Source organism: Bacteroidales bacterium (genome assembly GCA_013314715.1).
In the GTDB taxonomy this organism is placed as follows: Bacteria; Bacteroidota; Bacteroidia; order Bacteroidales; family GWA2-32-17; genus Ch61.
The window spans coordinates 1-17085 of record JABUFC010000053.1; the positions used below are offsets into that span (position 1 = coordinate 1).

Sequence of the window (17085 nt, forward strand, 5' to 3'; positions counted from 1 at the left end):
TAAGGCTATAGTTGAGTTCAAATGTATCATATTTAATCGTTGGGGCAAAAAGCTCTACGAATGGGACGACATAACGAAAGGTTGGAATGGTAAGATAAACGGCAATGGTGCCGATGCGAGTCCCGGTGTTTACTATTATGTAGTAACTGCTAAAGATAAAAAAGGCAAGGATTACGAACAGAAGGGTTACTTCTATCTGTTGAAAGAAAAGAAATAGAAAGTTAGCATCAAAATTTCAAGAGCCGCTTAATGCGGCTCTTGATGTATTTCAATAAAACGAAGTAAAACTTCAGCTTTTTTAATTTTGATAACTTCGCATTTTGCAGTAAATGGCATTTTATGTTGAAAATCAGTATAATTAATAACAGCTGCTTTGTTGGTTTTATTATTTTGAGCTAATGCAACAAAGTAGGGTTCTTTAGATTTTTGTTTAATACGTTCTTCAAGTTTGGTAATTATAAATATGTCGATGTTACCTACTTTATATATAGGATGTTCTGGTTCAAGAAATATCTTTCCATTACAATTGATTTTATTTACATAACAGGTTATTTTTTTCCCTATTTCAATATTATAATTTTTGTAGAATTTTTGTGTAAGTAAATACTTTCTATTCCATTCGTCAACAAGTACAAAATAATCGTCATCGGGTAATTTTAATATTTTTTCAACAAAGAATATATATGCTTTTCCTTCTTTTAATTGTTCCATTATTACTCGTAAATAGTTGTATTCATAACTCTTTTGAAATTTTCATATTTTACTATAAATGCTCCCATTATACCACATCTATTTTTGAATTCTTTAGCATCTTCAATTGTATTAAAATCGCCGATCGTATATTTATATAATCCATCAATTTGTTCTTCTTTAATAAAATCAGTTTCTGCATAAATTTCTGATAGTTGAATATTGGTTAGTCGTTTTTTAAATGCAGCAATTTGTACACGATAAAAATTTGGTTGTTGTAATTTTAAGGGTTTAACTCGAACTAATTCATTACTACGAGGGTATTCTTCTTGTTGTTTTATATTACCATCGTTTTTCCATTTAAAATCGTTTTGTACTTGAAATGGAATAATTCCAACTGAAAATTTAGATTTATTTTTATCTTGAATAAAATAAAAGTTTCCATATATTTCTTTGTAACCTGATAATCGATAGTCAACTTTTATTTTAGCTTTTAAATTTATTTGTTTATTAGATGGTAGTTCAAGCCATATATATTTAGCAATTTGATTTTGTTTAATAAGTGTAGCCGATGAAGATTCAATAGGAAAAATATCGACACCGACTGGAAGGTAAAGCTCTAATTTTGCAAATCCATTGATATTTTCTTTATGAATAATGATATCGATATTGTATTCGGTGCCTGCTTGAATTTTTTGAGGCATAATAATGTCAACATAATACTCATTTTGTGCGTGAGCAAATATGGAATAGCATCCGAAAAACAATAATATTAGATTATATATATATCGCATATTTGAGTTTTCAAAAATACAAACTTTAATCAATATTGAAAAAAAGGATTTAATTAACAGATGTATATTGATTGTTTAAAAATTATGACTTATAAAAAAAACATGTATATTTAATATAAAAGATGCTATTTTTATGTGTTTTTTTTATTTCCTAAAATATAATCTATTTTTGCGATAAAAAGTAATGATGCAAACTATAATAGAAAATGCTTGGAATGATAAGTCTTTGCTTCAGAACGAGGAAGTAAAGAAGTCAATTCTTGACGTTATTTCTTTGTGCAATGAAGGGAAAATACGAGTAGCTGAGCCTGTCAATGAATCATGGGTAGTAAATGAATGGGTAAAAAAGGCAATATTGTTGTATTTTCAAATTCAACCCATGCAAAAAATAGTGTATGAACCTTTTGAATTTTATGATAAAATTCCGTTGAAACGAAATTTCAATGTTCAAGGTGTTCGTGTTGTTCCTCATGCTATAGCACGTTATGGGTCTTATATAGCACCTGGTGTAGTACTTATGCCTTCTTATGTTAATATTGGTGCTTATGTCGATTCAGGAACGATGGTCGATACTTGGGCAACTGTGGGCTCATGTGCACAAATTGGTAAGAATGTACATTTAAGCGGTGGGGTAGGTATTGGAGGCGTTTTAGAACCATTACAAGCAAGCCCAGTTATTATAGAAGATGGTTGTTTTATAGGTTCTCGATGCATTGTAGTTGAAGGCGTAAGAATTGGTAAAGAAGCTGTTTTAGGTGCTAATGTTGTTATTACGCAATCGACTAAGATTATAGATGTAACTCAAACAGAACCTGTTGAATATAAGGGTTTTGTTCCCGAACGTTCGGTTGTAATACCAGGTTCTTATACTAAATCATTCCCGGCTGGAAACTATCATGTTCCATGTGCCTTGATAATAGGAAAACGCAAGGCAAGTACTGATTTAAAAACATCGCTTAACGAAACTTTACGCAATTTTAATATTTCGGTATAATATGATTATTGCATTTGATGCTAAAAGAGCATTTTTTAACAATACTGGATTAGGGAACTACAGCCGCAACTTACTTAATCAACTTTTTACCTTCTATCCTGAACATCAATATTGGTTATATAGCCCCTCTAAGTCATATAATCATAAAATAAAATTATCTTCAAATGCAAAAATTATTACTCCTAATTCGTTAATTGGTAAACTTTTCACTTCATATTGGCGTTCTGTCTTGATTAATGGGCAACTCATAAAAGATAAACCGCAAATATATCATGGATTAAGCAATGAGTTACCCTTTGGCATCACTGCTACAAAAGTAAAAACTATCGTTACTATACATGACCTTATTTTTAAACGCTACCCTGAATGGTACAGGCCTATTGATGTTAAAATATACGATCGTAAATTTTCTTATGCTGCACAAAAGGCAGATATGGTAATTGCTGTAAGTCGACAAACAGCCCATGATATTATTTCTTATTACAAGGTTGCACCCGAAAAAATTAAGGTCTTATACCAAAGTTGTAATCCATTGTTTTTTCGCTTATTAGATAAAAAAAAGATAGAGGAGGTAAAACAAAAATATGCATTACCGAGTCAATACTTACTGTATGTAGGAACGGTAGAAGAGCGTAAAAACTTACATCGGTTAATAGAGGCGATTCAATTGGCTAATATTAAAATCCCATTAGTAGTTGTGGGCAGAAAAACAGATTATTACGAAAAAAAAGTAAAACCTTTGATTGAAAAATATCATATGCACCAGCAGGTATTTCATTATGAGAATATTGAAAATGTTCATTTACCTGCTTTTTATCAAGGGGCAACCATATTTATATATCCATCACTTTTTGAGGGTTTTGGGATTCCTATTCTTGAGGCTCAGGCATCGGGGACTCCAGTTCTTACTTCTACTGGTAGTTGTTTTAGCGAAGCCGGAGGTCCACATTCTGCCTATGCCAATCCTTTAGATGCTGAGGATATTGCTCAAAAAATTCAAAATCTACTTAATGATAAAGAACGAAGAATAAACATGATTGAACAAGGGCGAGCATATGCACGACAATTTAATGATAAACAATGTGCCGATAATTTAATAAAAATTTATGAACAACTTCTTGGAATTTGAAGACGATTTAGAGCAATGTATACTAACGCTTACGGATGGTGGCGTTATTCTTTATCCTACTGATACTATTTGGGGATTGGGTTGTGATGCTCATAACGAAAAGGCTATTCGGCGTATTTACGAAATAAAAAAACGTCCTTTACAAAATCCTTTTATTGTATTAGTTCATAGCGAAGCAATGTTGCTAAAATACGTCGAAGAAGTTCCAGAAATTGCTTTTGAACTCATAGAAAATACTCAGCAACCACTTACATTAATTTTTCCTAAAGCTAAAAGGCTATCGCACTTTGTTTGTGGTCAAGATGGTAGCATTGCCATACGTGTGGTAAATGAGCCTTTTTGCAAAGCGTTAATTTCCACTTTAAAAAAGCCAATAGTGAGTACTTCTGCCAATGTCTCTGGACTTCCAAGTCCAGCAAATTTTTCAGAAATAAGCTCGTATATAAAAAATGCAGCAGATTATGTGGTACAATATCGACAAAATGATACAAAATTAAGCCAACCATCTTCCATCGTTAAAATATTACCAGATAATACGATTGAAAAGATTCGATAAAATTTAGATAATTATAAATATTTGGTAAGTTTTTTACAAAAACATTCTTAATTATATTCTTTAAAATTAACAAAAGGGCTAATAATGATTTGAGTTAAATTTTTTTTTAACTTTTAAATCGATAAACCTTTTGGCATTTGCAAAAAATGAAGTTACCTTTGCTATTTAAAAATAGTTTCAAAAATTATGGGAATTGCAAGCATTTTAAAAAAATTTTTTAAATCAAAATCAGAGAAGGATGTAGAAGAAATACTTCCAATTGTTCAACAAATTTTATCCATCTACAATACTTTACGTTCACTTAGTAACGATGAATTACGTGAAAAATCAAAAGCATTAAAACAAAGGGTTCAAAGTTATTTTGCTGCAGATGAAGCCGAAATAGAACAATTAAGAGCAAAAGCAGAAAGTGATGAAATTAGTCTTGAAGAAAAAAATAAGCTATATGAAAAAATAGATAAGCTTAACAAAGAAGTAAATCGCAAGATAGAAGAAATTTTATGGGAAGTTTTACCCGAAGCATTTGCAATTGTAAAAGAAACAGCACGTCGTTTTGTAGAAGATAAAGAATTAGTAGTAACAGCTAATGACTTTGACCGCAATATTGCTGCTTATAAAAGTAATGTTGTAATACAAGGCAATCAAGCTATATGGAAAAATAAATGGATAGCGGGTGGTAACGAGATAGAGTGGGATATGATACATTACGATGTTCAACTAATAGGAGGTGTTGTACTACATCAAGGTAAAATTGCTGAAATGGCTACCGGTGAAGGTAAAACATTGGTTGCTACGTTGCCAGTATTTTTAAATGCCCTAGCCGGCAAGGGAGTTCATATTGTAACAGTAAACGATTATTTAGCTAAACGTGATAGCGAGTGGATGGGACCGTTGTATGAGTTTCATGGCTTGAGTGTTGATTGTATTGATAAGCATCAACCCAATTCAGCAGCTCGTCGAAACGCTTATATGGCAGATATTACTTTTGGTACAAATAACGAATATGGTTTTGACTACTTACGCGATAATATGGCTATCAATCCCGACGATTTAGTACAACGTTCTCACCATTATGCTATCGTGGACGAAGTCGATTCGGTTTTAATTGATGATGCACGTACACCTTTAATTATTAGTGGTCCTGTTCCTAAAGGCGAAGATCAACTATTTGTCGAATTACGACCTAAAGTTGAAAAAATATACAATGCACAAAAAAATCTTGTAAACGACTTATTAAATCAAGCCAAAAAACTTATTCAAAGTGGCGATACCGAAAAAGGTGGTGTTCTTTTGTTACGAGCTTTTAAAGGGTTGCCCAAAAATAAAGCTCTTATAAAGTTTTTAAGCGAACAAGGAATGAAAACCTTACTGCTTAAAACCGAAAATATATACTTGCAAGAAAATTCAAAACGAATGCCCGAAATAACCGATGAGCTTTATTTTGTAATTGACGAAAAACAGAATACGGTCGAATTAACTGATAAAGGGATTGATTTTATTACATCTTCGTCGGAAGATCCAAAAATGTTTGTGCTTCCCGATATAGGTTCTCGAATTGCCGAAATTGAAAAATCTGGATTGTCCGAAAATGAAAAACTTAAAGCTAAAGACGATTTACTTCGCGATTATGCTGTGAAATCGGAACGCGTACATACCATCCATCAATTACTCAAAGCTTACACGATGTTCGAAAAAGATGTAGAGTATGTTGTAATTAATAACGAAGTAAAAATTGTTGATGAACAGACCGGTCGTATTTTAGAAGGACGTCGTTATTCCGATGGATTACATCAGGCAATTGAAGCAAAGGAAAATGTAAAAGTAGAAGCCGCAACTCAAACTTTTGCTACCATTACATTGCAAAATTATTTCCGAATGTATCATAAATTGGCAGGTATGACGGGAACTGCCGAGACCGAAGCAGGTGAATTCTGGAATATTTATAAGCTCGATGTTGTAGTTATACCTACTAATAAACCCGTCATCCGAAAGGATATGGAGGATAAAGTCTATAAAACAAAGCGTGAAAAATATAATGCAGTTATCGAAGAAATTATACAGCTTACAAGTCAAGGACGACCTGTATTAGTTGGTACTACATCTGTCGAGATTAGCGAACTTTTAAGTCGCATGCTAAAATTAAGAGGTATAAAACACAACGTATTAAATGCTAAACAACACCAACGTGAAGCTGAAATTGTAGCCGAAGCAGGTAAAACCAGTATTGTAACTATAGCTACTAATATGGCCGGTCGTGGTACCGATATTAAATTAAGCGATGATGTCCGTAAAGCAGGCGGTTTGGCTATTATTGGTACCGAGCGTCATGAATCACGACGTGTAGATAGACAGTTGCGTGGACGTGCTGGACGCCAAGGCGACCCAGGAACTTCACAATTTTATGTGTCGCTCGAAGACGACCTTATGCGTTTATTTGGTAGCGATCGTATAGCTCGTATGATGGATAGGCTAGGTATTAAAGAAGGCGAAGTAATTCAACATCCTATGATATCGCGATCCATTGAACGTGCTCAGAAAAAAGTCGAAGAAAATAACTTTGGAATTCGAAAACGATTGCTGGAATATGATGATGTAATGAATATTCAACGTGAAGTAGTTTATAAACGTCGAAGAAATGCATTATTTGGTGAAAAATTAATGGTCGACATTGCCGATACTTTTAATAATGTTTGCTATTCTATTGTTGAAGAACATTATGGTCAAGAAAGTTATGAAGATTTTTCATTAGATATAATTAAATTTTTAGGAATACAAAATCCAATAACACCTGAACAATATGTTCAACTTAGCGAAGAAGAACAAGCTGAAATATTAAATAAATATACGTGGGAACATTATCAACAAAAATGCAAACAAATGATTCAACTTGCACTGCCCATTATTACTGATGTATATAAAACCAGTGGACATGTATATCAAAATATTGTAGTACCCATTAGTGATGGGCTTAAAACTTATCAAGTTATTACAAACCTTAAGAAAACTGTAGAAACCGAAGGAAAAGAAATGATTCGTGCTTTCGAAAAAACGGCTATATTAGCAACTATTGACGAAGCATGGAAAGAACACTTACGTGAAATGGATGATTTAAAGCAATCGGTGCAGAATGCAGTTTATGAACAAAAAGACCCATTGCTCATATATAAATTTGAAGCAAGTGAGCTATTTAAACAAATGATATCACTTGCCAATAAAGAAATTGTTGCATTGTTAACAAAAGGTTTTATACCTATGCAAGATCCCAACGATGTTAAAGAAGCTAAAGCACCTCAGAAAACAGATTTAAGTAAACTTAAAACGGGTAGGGAAGACATAACATCGGGTGGAAGCAATCATGCTGAAGAAAGAAAACTTGAACCTGTAAGAGTAGAAAAGAAAGTAGGTCGCAACGATCCTTGTCCTTGTGGTAGTGGTAAAAAATATAAACATTGCCATGGTAAAAATGTTACAGTGGATTAAAACTTTTTTTTGTTTAATTATTCTTGGGGGATGTACACATTCTTATACCCCTAATGAAGTTAAAATGAACGATAGCAATATTTGTATTGTTTCTAAAACAAATATGCCTTTAAATGGTTATGTGCGAACTTTTTACGAAAATGGTTCTCAGCAAAGTGTTAAAGAGTATAAAAATGGTAAATTGAATGGTTATTATCTTCGATTTTACCCCAATGGACAATTAAGTTTAAAAGCACAATATTTAAATAATAAACCCATAAATGGTTTTATTACATACTATGATAATGGAATAATAAAAAGTAAACGTATCGATTCTGGCAATTATCAAATAATATATCGGTATTATAACGATGGCAAACTTTTAATGAAACAAAACTTAAAAAATTTGTTATTAGACGGACTTTCTGTACAGTATTTTAAGAATGGAAAAATTTTTGTTAAAACACCTTATAAGAACGATAAAAAAAATGGTTTGCTAGAAATATGGCATAAAAATGGGCAAAAAGAAGCAGAAGTTATGTTTATTAACGATACTATCGATGGGAGTTTAAAAACATGGTCAGAAAAAGGTATATTATTGTCTGAAGAATACTATAAAAAAGGTAAGCACATCGGTACGTGGAAATATTATTATCCAAGCGGAACCATTCGTTCACAAATTGTTTTTAAAGAAAATGGTACTGTTAAAGAAAAAATTGAATATACCGAAGACGGTAAAATCATAGATAAATTTTCAACTGAATAAATTATGGTAAATATTGCTGTTATTGGAGCTACGGGTTTAGTTGGTCAAGAAATGCTAAAGGTATTAGAAGAATTTCAACTACCCGTACAAAATTCTTTATTATGTGCTTCCGAAAAATCTTTAGGTAAAAAAATATATTTTTTAAATAAGGAACATCAGGTAATATCAATCGATGAGGCACTTCGTTCAAAAGTTCATATAGCGATTTTTTCTGCGGGCAGCGACGTATCAAAACAATATGCACCATTGTTTGTACAAAAGGGAGCTTTTGTCGTTGATAATTCTTCTTATTGGCGATTATATGCACATGTGCCGCTTGTTGTCCCTGAAATAAATGCCGATGCAATAAATTCCGAAACAAAAATTATTGCAAATCCCAATTGTTCTACTATTCAAATGGTCGTGGCGTTGGCTCCATTACATAGAAAGTACAAAATTAAACGTTTAGTTATTTCTACTTATCAATCGGTTACAGGTACGGGTATGAAAGCGGTTCAACAACTTATGTCAGAACGAAAAGGTGAAGTTTGTAATTCGGTTTATCCTCACCCCATTGACTTAAATTGTTTCCCTCATGGAGGTTCATTTTTGCCCAATGGCTATACTACCGAAGAACAAAAGTTAGTAGACGAAACACGTAAAATATTAAACGATTCGAGTATAAAAGTTACTGCAACGGTAGTAAGAATTCCTGTTATTGGCGGACATTCCGAAGCCGTTAATGTTGAGTTTGAACATGATTTTAATATTGAAGAGGTTCGGCAAATGTTAGCTAATACGCCTGGAGTAGTGGTACTTGATGAACCCAACAAAAATATTTATCCTACTCCTCGAATGGCTCAGGGTAAGAACGAAGTATTTGTCGGACGTATTCGAAGAGACGATAGTATCGAACATGGATTGAATTTATGGATAGTTGCCGATAATATTCGTAAGGGTGCTGCTACTAATGCGGTTCAAATTGCTCAATACCTTTATAATAAATTTTTTGCTTAATGTCGTTAAAGAAACCTATATGCAATGCTCCATTTGTTAACATTTATATTGATGTAGATGGTAATGTAACGCCCTGTTGTTTTAATAGAGACGATGTATTAGGTAATATTTTTACAGAAAATATCGAAAATATCTGGCATTCAGATAAAGCACAAAATGTTCGTAAACAATTACTGAATAAACAATTCCCCAAAGGTTGTTATGCATGCGAAAAAGCATTACAATCCAAAAACTATTACAACTCAGGAATTTTTACTTTTTCAAAACTCGATTACAAAGCTAAACATATACAAGCGATCGATTTTGAACTGAGTTATTGGTGCAACCTTTCCTGTATTATGTGCAATCTTCACTCAAAAAAATATTCATTAACGTACGAGCAAGAAAATACTATCATTGATAAAATAGCTCCGCTAATACCACATTTAAAAAGAACTCGCTTCTATGGTGGCGAACCATTATTAATCCCAATTTATAGAAAAATATGGAAACAAATAATCGAAATAAATCCTCGTTGCAATATTTTACTACAAACCAACGGAATGCTTTTAGATGATGAGCTTATAGAGCTTAGTAGAAAAGGAAATTTTACGTTCAATGTTTCGCTTGATTCATTAGACTCTGAGGTGGCCTCTAAGATTCGCAAAGGCAGCCAATTAGATATCGTGTTGAATAATATTCAAAAAATGAAAACATTAAGTAAACACGATGTGTCGTTAGCAGTTACCCCCATGACTTTAAATTGGAAAGAAATTCCTGAAATTGTTAAATATGCCAATAAAAACAAACTAATAGTTTATTTTAATACATTAATTCAACCCCCAAAAATGGCATTATGGTATTTACACACAAAAATCTTAGCCAATATTTATTCAATATATTCTAAAAAGCTTCTATTTCCTTTAAACTATTATGAATTTAAAAATATGTTAATATTTAAGCATTTTGTTAGGTCGATAAAAAACTTTTATATTCTATCTCTTACACGCCCAAACTATTCAGACAAAGAGCTTGAAATAAATCGTCAAAAAATTTTCGATGCACTAATTAAAGTACTTCCTGATTCTGGTATTTTAAATGATCCTCGATTAAGAAAAAAAATAGATGAATATTTATATTTAAATAAGGTTGAAGACGGTTTATGGTTTATTCAAAATGCTGATTTAAACTTATTGGAAAACAAGTTAAGAGAATTATTAAATAATGAATAATTTGCCCAATACAAAAAAATCTTGTAGGTTTGCAAAAAAAAATCTTTTGAATGAAGGGAAAGCTTCAAAAAATGATACAAGAAGTATTAGGAATTAAGCCAGATAAGGTGAATATAATACCTCATACAATACCTCTCGAAACACAATTAGCATATTTTGAAACCTCCAAAAAAGTGAAGGAAAATATTAATTACGATGTAGTTCTTAATAATGCTTCGTGGTTGTTTAATCCCGACGTGTCTATTGAAGATAAAAAATGGCTTCTTGCTCAGTTAGCATCGATATCAAAGCCAGAAGCATATCGAATTATCGAAAATTTTGTCAATACCGCAGAAGCTGGAGAGTTATCCGATTGGGCAAAAATTGCACTCATCGAAAGTAGAATGGTGCTCGAATCATATTTACTCGATGAGAATCAAGTTATAGTTTCTTCAGGACTTGGAGGTGATGATTCTCGATTACGCTATTTTGTAGTTTTTAAAAAAAATGATAATGAACTATTTACAGAAGCTCAAATAAAATTAGTTGAAATAGAATCACAAGCCATACTCGAAAACAATGATGGTTTATTAGAAGAATTTAATGCACAAAGTTATTATATTAGCCTCTTAATATTACTGCCTATTAATGCAGATTTAAAAAGTATATTAATTAAGATTGTCAATACTTGTAATGAATATGGCTCTTTTTTATACAATAAGTATTTAATTACAAATGTTAAAAAACTGAGCCATAACGAAATACTTCATTTTCTCAAAAAATTTGATAAAAATGAATCATAAAATTAATTTGGCTATTCAGGTTTTACCTACAACTGAACAAACACATCCGTACGAAATAATAGATAAAGCTATTGAGTTAATAAAAAAACGAGGCTATCATTATATAGTTTGCCCTTTTGAAACCGTTGTAGAATGTTCTCTGCAAGAGGCTTTAACACTCATTGCCGATATTCATCATGAATGCTATCAATATGATACACAATCGTTATTGATCAATATAAAAATTCATAGCCATAAGTACAAAGATGCCTTCATCGATGATAAAATGAAAAAATACAAATAAAATTATTTTGAAATAATATTTATAATGTATAATAAAGTCGATTATTTAAGTTATAAAATCCAAATATTTATTCATTTTAAGTTTTTATTCAAAATAAAATATCATTTATGATGATAAAAAATGTATGAAACCTCTTAATAATTAAGAATCTTTTATTTATCAAATCAATAATAATTTAGTAAACATATAATTTTTAACATTTGATTTCCATAAAACTATTTGTATTTTTGCCAAAAAAAATACTTATATGGATTTTAAATTAACTGAAGAACAAAAACTTATACAAGAAGCTGCACGAGATTTTGCCGAACGTGAAGCATTATTAGACGTAATAGAACGTGATGAAAAAGCCGAATACCCATTCAAACATGTTCAACGCATGAAAGAACTCGGTTTTTTAGGCATGACTGTAGATCCTAAATACGATGGTGGTGGCATGGATTCATTGTCGTATGTATTGGTAATAGAAGAATTATCTAAACACGATTCTTCATTAGCGGTTATTTTGTCTGTACATAATTCATTAGTATGTTGGGGATTAGAAAATTTTGCCAATGAAGACCAAAAAGAACGTTTTTTAAAACCACTAGCACGTGCCGAAAAAATAGGTGCTTTTTTATTATCCGAGCCTGAAGCGGGTAGCGATGCAACACACCAAAAAACAACAGCCGAAGATAAAGGCGATTATTATTTGCTAAATGGCGTTAAAAATTGGATAACCAGCGCCAATACAGCCGATATTTATATAGTTATAGCTCAAACCAATCCTGAGTTAAAACACAAAGGAATCAATGCTTTTATCGTTGATCGTCATAGCGAAGGAATTACGCTTGGACCTCATGAAAACAAAATGGGAATGCGAAGTAGCGATACCCATTCGGTTATGTTCAACAATGTAAAAGTACCAAAAGAAAATCGCATAGGCGAAAATGGTTTTGGATTCAAATTTGCTATGAAATGCCTCGAAGTTGGTCGTATTGGTATTGCTGCTCAAGCATTAGGTATTGCCGAAGGGGCTTATATGAGAGCACTCAAATATGCAAAAGAACGTAAAGCTTTTGGAACCGAGATTGCCAATCATCAGGCTATTGCTTTTAAATTAGCAGACATGGCAGTTAAAATTGAAACAGCAAAATTACTAGTTTACAAAGCTGCTACTCTGAAAGATAATCATGAACCCATTGCTTTAATAGGGGCTATGGCAAAACGTTATTGTGCCGATATCGCCATGGAAGTTACTACCGAAGCTATACAAATACATGGTGGATATGGTTATGTTAAAGAATACCATGTAGAACGTTTATTCCGCGAAGCAAAACTTACACAAATTTATGAAGGAACATCTGAAATTCAAAAAATTGTAATTTCTAGAGCTATTTTAAGCGAATAATTGAAGTTATTAACCATAAAAACATAATAACAATGAAGATTTTAGTTTGTATTAGTAATGTACCCGACACCACTACCAAAATTAAATTTACTGCTGATGGTAAACAATTTGATGCAACAGGGGTACAATGGATTATCAATCCATGGGATGAATTAGCATTGACAAGAGCATTAGAACTTAAAGAAGCATCTAATGGACTTATTGATAACGTTACGGTTATTAATGTAGGACCAAAAGAAACCGAAATTACTATTCGCAAAGGTTTAGCAGTAGGAGCCGATAACGCCGTACGTATTGATGCCAATCCAACCGATGCATATGCTGTAGCTTTTGAATTAGCTAAATATATTGAAACGCATCCATATGATTTAATATTGGTCGGTATTGAATCAAGCGATTACAACGGAAATGCAGTTGGTGGTATGTTAGCAGAGTTATTAAACATCCCCAATGTTTCAGCTGTTTCGGGAATTGAATTAAAAGATGGAAAATTTGAAGTTGTTCGAGAAATTGATGGCGGCAAACAAATACTATCTTTACCTACTCCTTTAATTGCTGTTGTTCAAAAAGGAATTGCTAAAGAACCTCGTATTGCTAGTATGAGAGGCGTTATGGCCGCCAGAACAAAACCTTTTGAAACAGTAGCTGCTGTTGGAGCATCGCCGCTTACAGAATATGTTCATTTTGAATTACCTCAACCTAAAGGTAAGTGTAAAATGATTCCTGCCGATCAGTTAGATGAACTTATTCATGTACTTCATCAAGAAATTAAAGCTATTTAATGTTTAATCTTAAAATATTAAGAATATGAGCGTATTAATATATATCGAACATTGGGATGGAAAATTTAAAAAATCGTCCTACGAATTAGTATCTTATGCCTATGCAATGGCCAAACAAATGCAAACCAATGTATATGGCTTAGTATTAGGTAATGCAGAAGCCAGCGAAATAGATAAATTGGCTGAGTATGGATTAGAAAATGTAATTTGTTTAAATCATAATGCTTTTCAAGTATTAGACAATCAGTTATTTACCGACGTGTTAGCACAAGTGGCAGAAAAAGTTCAGGCAAATGTATTTTTATTTGCACATAACAATACAGGTAAAGCATTATCTTCGCGATTAGCAGCTCGTTTAAAAGCTGGTTTAATTAGCGGGGTTGTTGCTCTTCCCGATTCAATTTCGCCTTTTATTATTCGTAAAAAATTATTTACCGGAAAAGCTACTGCACAAGTAAAAGCAAATACCGAAAAAGTTGTATTAACACTGTCGCAAAATGCCTTTGGTGTATTCGACAATAAAGTTGCTTTAAATAAGATATCTGCCGATATTCAGGTTAATGAAGCATTAGCTCAAACCAAATTATTAGATACTCAAAAATTTACTGCTAAAGTTTTATTAACCGATGCAGAAATTGTGGTATCTGGTGGTAGAGGTCTAAAAGGACCCGAAAATTGGGGAGTTATAGAAGAGTTAGCTGATGTGTTAGGGGCTGCTACAGCTTGTACTCGACCTGTTTCTGACGAAGGCTGGCGCCCTCATCACGAACATGTTGGTCAAACAGGTAAAATTGTAGCTCCAATGCTTTATGTTGCTTGTGGTATCTCTGGTGCTATTCAGCATGTAGCTGGTATTAGCTCTTCGAAATACATTATAGCTATAAATAAAGATGCAGAAGCTCCAATTTTTGAAGCTGCCGATTATGGAATTGTTGGCGATGTAATGCAAGTATTACCCGAATTAACCAAAAAAATAAAAGAAGTTAAAAAATAATTTTCTTTTATTAAAAATCTGGTGAATGCCTGCAATTACAGGCATTCACTATTTTTATACTATAAAGTTACTTCTCTTGTGCATTTTAAGATATAAGTATAATTATATATAATGCACAAAAATTCTAGTTTTATTGAAGTTATTACAAAATAGAAAAATGAACTTATGAATTAAATATCACAAAAATTGTAATGTTTTTTTACGGGTTCTATTACTTCCCATGTGCATTTAAGACCTTTTTTAAAGGTTACAAAATCGCCTTTACTAATTAAAACATCACCATCTTGAGTATGAACAATTACTTTACCTTCAAGAAAATAACATTGTTCTTCAGAATCATATTCCCAATCGAATGAACAAACTTGTTTTTCCCATATGGGCCATTCAAAAACTCCCAACGATTTTAAATTTGAATTTGATAAATGTTGAATTGTAATGTATGAATTCATAGGAATGTGATTTTAATTCAAAATTATATTGGTTTTCTTTAAAAATCAATGTCTCTAAGCATATTTTTGAATTAATTATGTAAAAGCACTAAATATTTTAGCTTAAATATCTTAAAAATGATGTAATTTTGAAAAAAAATAGTTATGAATCGATTTATATTTATTTATCTTGCTTTAGCTTTATGTTTCGATAATCTTTATTCGCAGGAACATAAAAGTATTCATCAGCGACAATTGGAGTATTATCAGCAATTTAATGCTGCTTCAGCCGAAGAGTGGGAAGCTATAAGAGGTAAATCAAGACCCAATGGACGTATTTCAAATAAGAGTTGTACGTTAAATAAAATTGTTTTCGGTTGGCATCCATATTGGAGCAATGGTTTAGAAGCTAATTACGATTGGTCGCTTTTAACCGATTTATCTTATTTTTGTTATACGGTAGACCCTTCAACCGGAAATGCTACTACGACTAATGGATGGTCATCGGCTAATGTTGTAACACAAGCATTAGCACATGGCGTTCGTGTCAATCTTTGCGTTACTCTATTTTCTGATCATGCTACTTTTTTAGGTAGTTCAACTGCTAAACAAACGCTTATTAATAATTTAATAAGTCTTATTCAAGCACGAGGAGCTCATGGTGTAAATATTGATTTTGAAGGATTACCTTCATCACAAAAAACAAATTTTACCAATTTTATGATTGATTTATGTAATGCATTTCATACTCAAATTCCCGGTTCACAGGTAAGCATTTGTTTATATGCAGTCGATTGGAGTACAGTATTCGATATACCAACACTTAAAAATTATGTCGATTTGTTTTGTATTATGGGTTATGATTATTATTATAGCGGAAGTTCAACTGCTGGACCAACTTCGCCTCTATATAGTTTAACCAGTACCTATAATTATAATGTTTCAAAATCCATAACTTATTATTTAAGTGCTGGTGTGCCTAATAATAAACTAGTTTTAGGTTTGCCCTATTATGGCGAAGAATGGCCAACATCATCGTCTTCAGTCCCTTCAAGTACAACAGGAACAGGTTCAGCCAAATTTTATAATACAGTAAGAGATAATACATCCGGTTATTATTCATCAGCCAATAAACATTTTAATGACAATAGTTATGTGCCATATTTTGCCTTTAATAATGGTACAACATGGAAACAATGCTGGATTGACGATGCTTATAGTTTAGGTAAAAAAATGGAGCTTGTTTGGAAACGTGGTATTGCCGGTATTGGTATTTGGGCTTTAGGTTACGATGATGGTTATCCTGATTTATGGAATAAAATTGAAGAGAAATTAACGACATGCTTTACCAATGCATGTGTAGATACTATTTTCGATATGGGAGGTCCATACTTGAATTATTACGACAAAGAAAACTATGCATATACCATTCAACCTGCTAATGCCTCATCGGTTACATTAGATTTTCAATCGTTCGAGACAGAAGCAGGCTATGATACGCTGTGGTTATACGATGGGCCTTCAACTTCATCGCCTCTTATTGGAGCTTATACGGGCACCAATAGTCCTGGCTCTGTTACTACAACGCAACCAGCTATTACTGTTCGTTTTAAAAGCGATAATGCAACCAATAAAGCAGGTTGGACAGCTATTTGGCATTGCAATGTAGATAATGTATTACCCACAACTAGTATCGCTACTACTGGTAATTGGAAAACACAAGATTTTACAGCCGATTTTACCGATAACGATAATATTGGTGTTGAAAAATCGTTTTACCAAGTACTCGATTTTGATGGAACTTACTGGGGTGCAAATGCTCAACGCGGTT

General features: G+C 32.4%; 17 protein-coding genes. 14 read left to right on the forward strand and 3 right to left on the reverse strand.

From position 1 onward, the window contains the following. Positions 1 to 217 (forward strand): gliding motility-associated C-terminal domain-containing protein (locus tag HPY79_10840; protein ID NSW46297.1); only part of this gene is annotated, 217 nt, incomplete at its 5' end. A 29-nt stretch (positions 218 to 246) separates the two neighbouring features. Here the strand turns inward: HPY79_10840 and HPY79_10845 are convergent. Both HPY79_10845 and HPY79_10850 read right to left on the reverse strand, forming a co-directional pair. After that, positions 247 to 711, reverse strand: coding sequence for a hypothetical protein (locus HPY79_10845; protein NSW46298.1), 465 nt, complete (start codon positions 709 to 711; stop codon positions 247 to 249). Between the two features lie 2 nt (positions 712 to 713). After that, entirely contained in the window at positions 714 to 1484 is a 771-nt protein-coding gene (locus tag HPY79_10850) for an SPOR domain-containing protein (protein ID NSW46299.1), read from the reverse strand. Between the two features lie 187 nt (positions 1485 to 1671). On the opposite strand from HPY79_10850, the gene HPY79_10855 reads away from it, so the two are divergent. From HPY79_10855 to HPY79_10910, 12 genes are all read left to right on the forward strand, one after another. Beyond that, on the forward strand, positions 1672 to 2478 hold the full coding sequence (locus tag HPY79_10855; GenBank protein NSW46300.1) for a 2,3,4,5-tetrahydropyridine-2,6-dicarboxylate N-succinyltransferase: 807 nt from the start codon (positions 1672 to 1674) through the stop codon (positions 2476 to 2478). Position 2479: 1 nt separating this feature from the next. Further along, positions 2480 to 3607, forward strand: a complete 1128-nt coding sequence (locus tag HPY79_10860; GenBank protein ID NSW46301.1) for a glycosyltransferase family 4 protein — start codon at positions 2480 to 2482, stop codon at positions 3605 to 3607. Further along, a complete protein-coding gene (locus HPY79_10865; protein ID NSW46302.1) occupies positions 3585 to 4163 on the forward strand; it encodes a threonylcarbamoyl-AMP synthase in 579 nt (192 codons plus the stop codon). The genes HPY79_10860 and HPY79_10865 overlap by 23 nt, the downstream gene beginning before the upstream one ends. Positions 4164 to 4349: 186 nt before the next feature. After that, positions 4350 to 7643, forward strand: coding sequence for a preprotein translocase subunit SecA (secA, locus tag HPY79_10870; GenBank protein NSW46303.1), 3294 nt, complete (start codon positions 4350 to 4352; stop codon positions 7641 to 7643). Beyond that, positions 7618 to 8388: a toxin-antitoxin system YwqK family antitoxin gene (locus HPY79_10875; GenBank protein ID NSW46304.1), complete on the forward strand. Its 771-nt coding sequence runs from the start codon at positions 7618 to 7620 to the stop codon at positions 8386 to 8388. Before secA ends, HPY79_10875 begins: the two co-directional genes overlap by 26 nt. A 3-nt stretch (positions 8389 to 8391) precedes the next feature. Further along, the gene (locus tag HPY79_10880) at positions 8392 to 9384 is read left to right on the forward strand and encodes an aspartate-semialdehyde dehydrogenase (protein NSW46305.1); all 993 of its coding nucleotides are present in this window, start codon (positions 8392 to 8394) and stop codon (positions 9382 to 9384) included. Then, positions 9384 to 10595 (forward strand): radical SAM protein, encoded by a 1212-nt coding sequence (locus tag HPY79_10885; protein ID NSW46306.1) that lies wholly within the window; start codon positions 9384 to 9386, stop codon positions 10593 to 10595. The genes HPY79_10880 and HPY79_10885 overlap by 1 nt, the downstream gene beginning before the upstream one ends. A gap of 50 nt (positions 10596 to 10645) precedes the next feature. Then, positions 10646 to 11377: a hypothetical protein gene (locus tag HPY79_10890; protein NSW46307.1), complete on the forward strand. Its 732-nt coding sequence runs from the start codon at positions 10646 to 10648 to the stop codon at positions 11375 to 11377. Then, complete coding sequence (locus HPY79_10895; GenBank protein NSW46308.1) at positions 11367 to 11660, forward strand: thiamine-binding protein; 294 nt, start codon at positions 11367 to 11369, stop codon at positions 11658 to 11660. Before HPY79_10890 ends, HPY79_10895 begins: the two co-directional genes overlap by 11 nt. A 247-nt stretch (positions 11661 to 11907) precedes the next feature. After that, positions 11908 to 13050: an acyl-CoA dehydrogenase family protein gene (locus HPY79_10900; GenBank protein ID NSW46309.1), complete on the forward strand. Its 1143-nt coding sequence runs from the start codon at positions 11908 to 11910 to the stop codon at positions 13048 to 13050. Between the two features lie 32 nt (positions 13051 to 13082). Continuing rightward, positions 13083 to 13832 carry an electron transfer flavoprotein subunit beta/FixA family protein gene (locus tag HPY79_10905; protein ID NSW46310.1) on the forward strand — a complete coding sequence of 250 codons (750 nt, stop codon included), beginning with the start codon at positions 13083 to 13085 and terminating at the stop codon, positions 13830 to 13832. 25 nt (positions 13833 to 13857) lie between these two features. Then, the gene (locus HPY79_10910) at positions 13858 to 14826 is read left to right on the forward strand and encodes an electron transfer flavoprotein subunit alpha/FixB family protein (protein ID NSW46311.1); all 969 of its coding nucleotides are present in this window, start codon (positions 13858 to 13860) and stop codon (positions 14824 to 14826) included. 170 nt (positions 14827 to 14996) lie between these two features. Here HPY79_10910 and HPY79_10915 read toward each other — a convergent pair whose 3' ends face one another. Then, positions 14997 to 15275, reverse strand: coding sequence for a cupin domain-containing protein (locus HPY79_10915; protein ID NSW46312.1), 279 nt, complete (start codon positions 15273 to 15275; stop codon positions 14997 to 14999). Positions 15276 to 15419: 144 nt separating this feature from the next. On the opposite strand from HPY79_10915, the gene HPY79_10920 reads away from it, so the two are divergent. Then, the coding region (locus HPY79_10920) for a hypothetical protein (protein ID NSW46313.1) at positions 15420 to 17085 on the forward strand (1666 nt) is incomplete at its 3' end.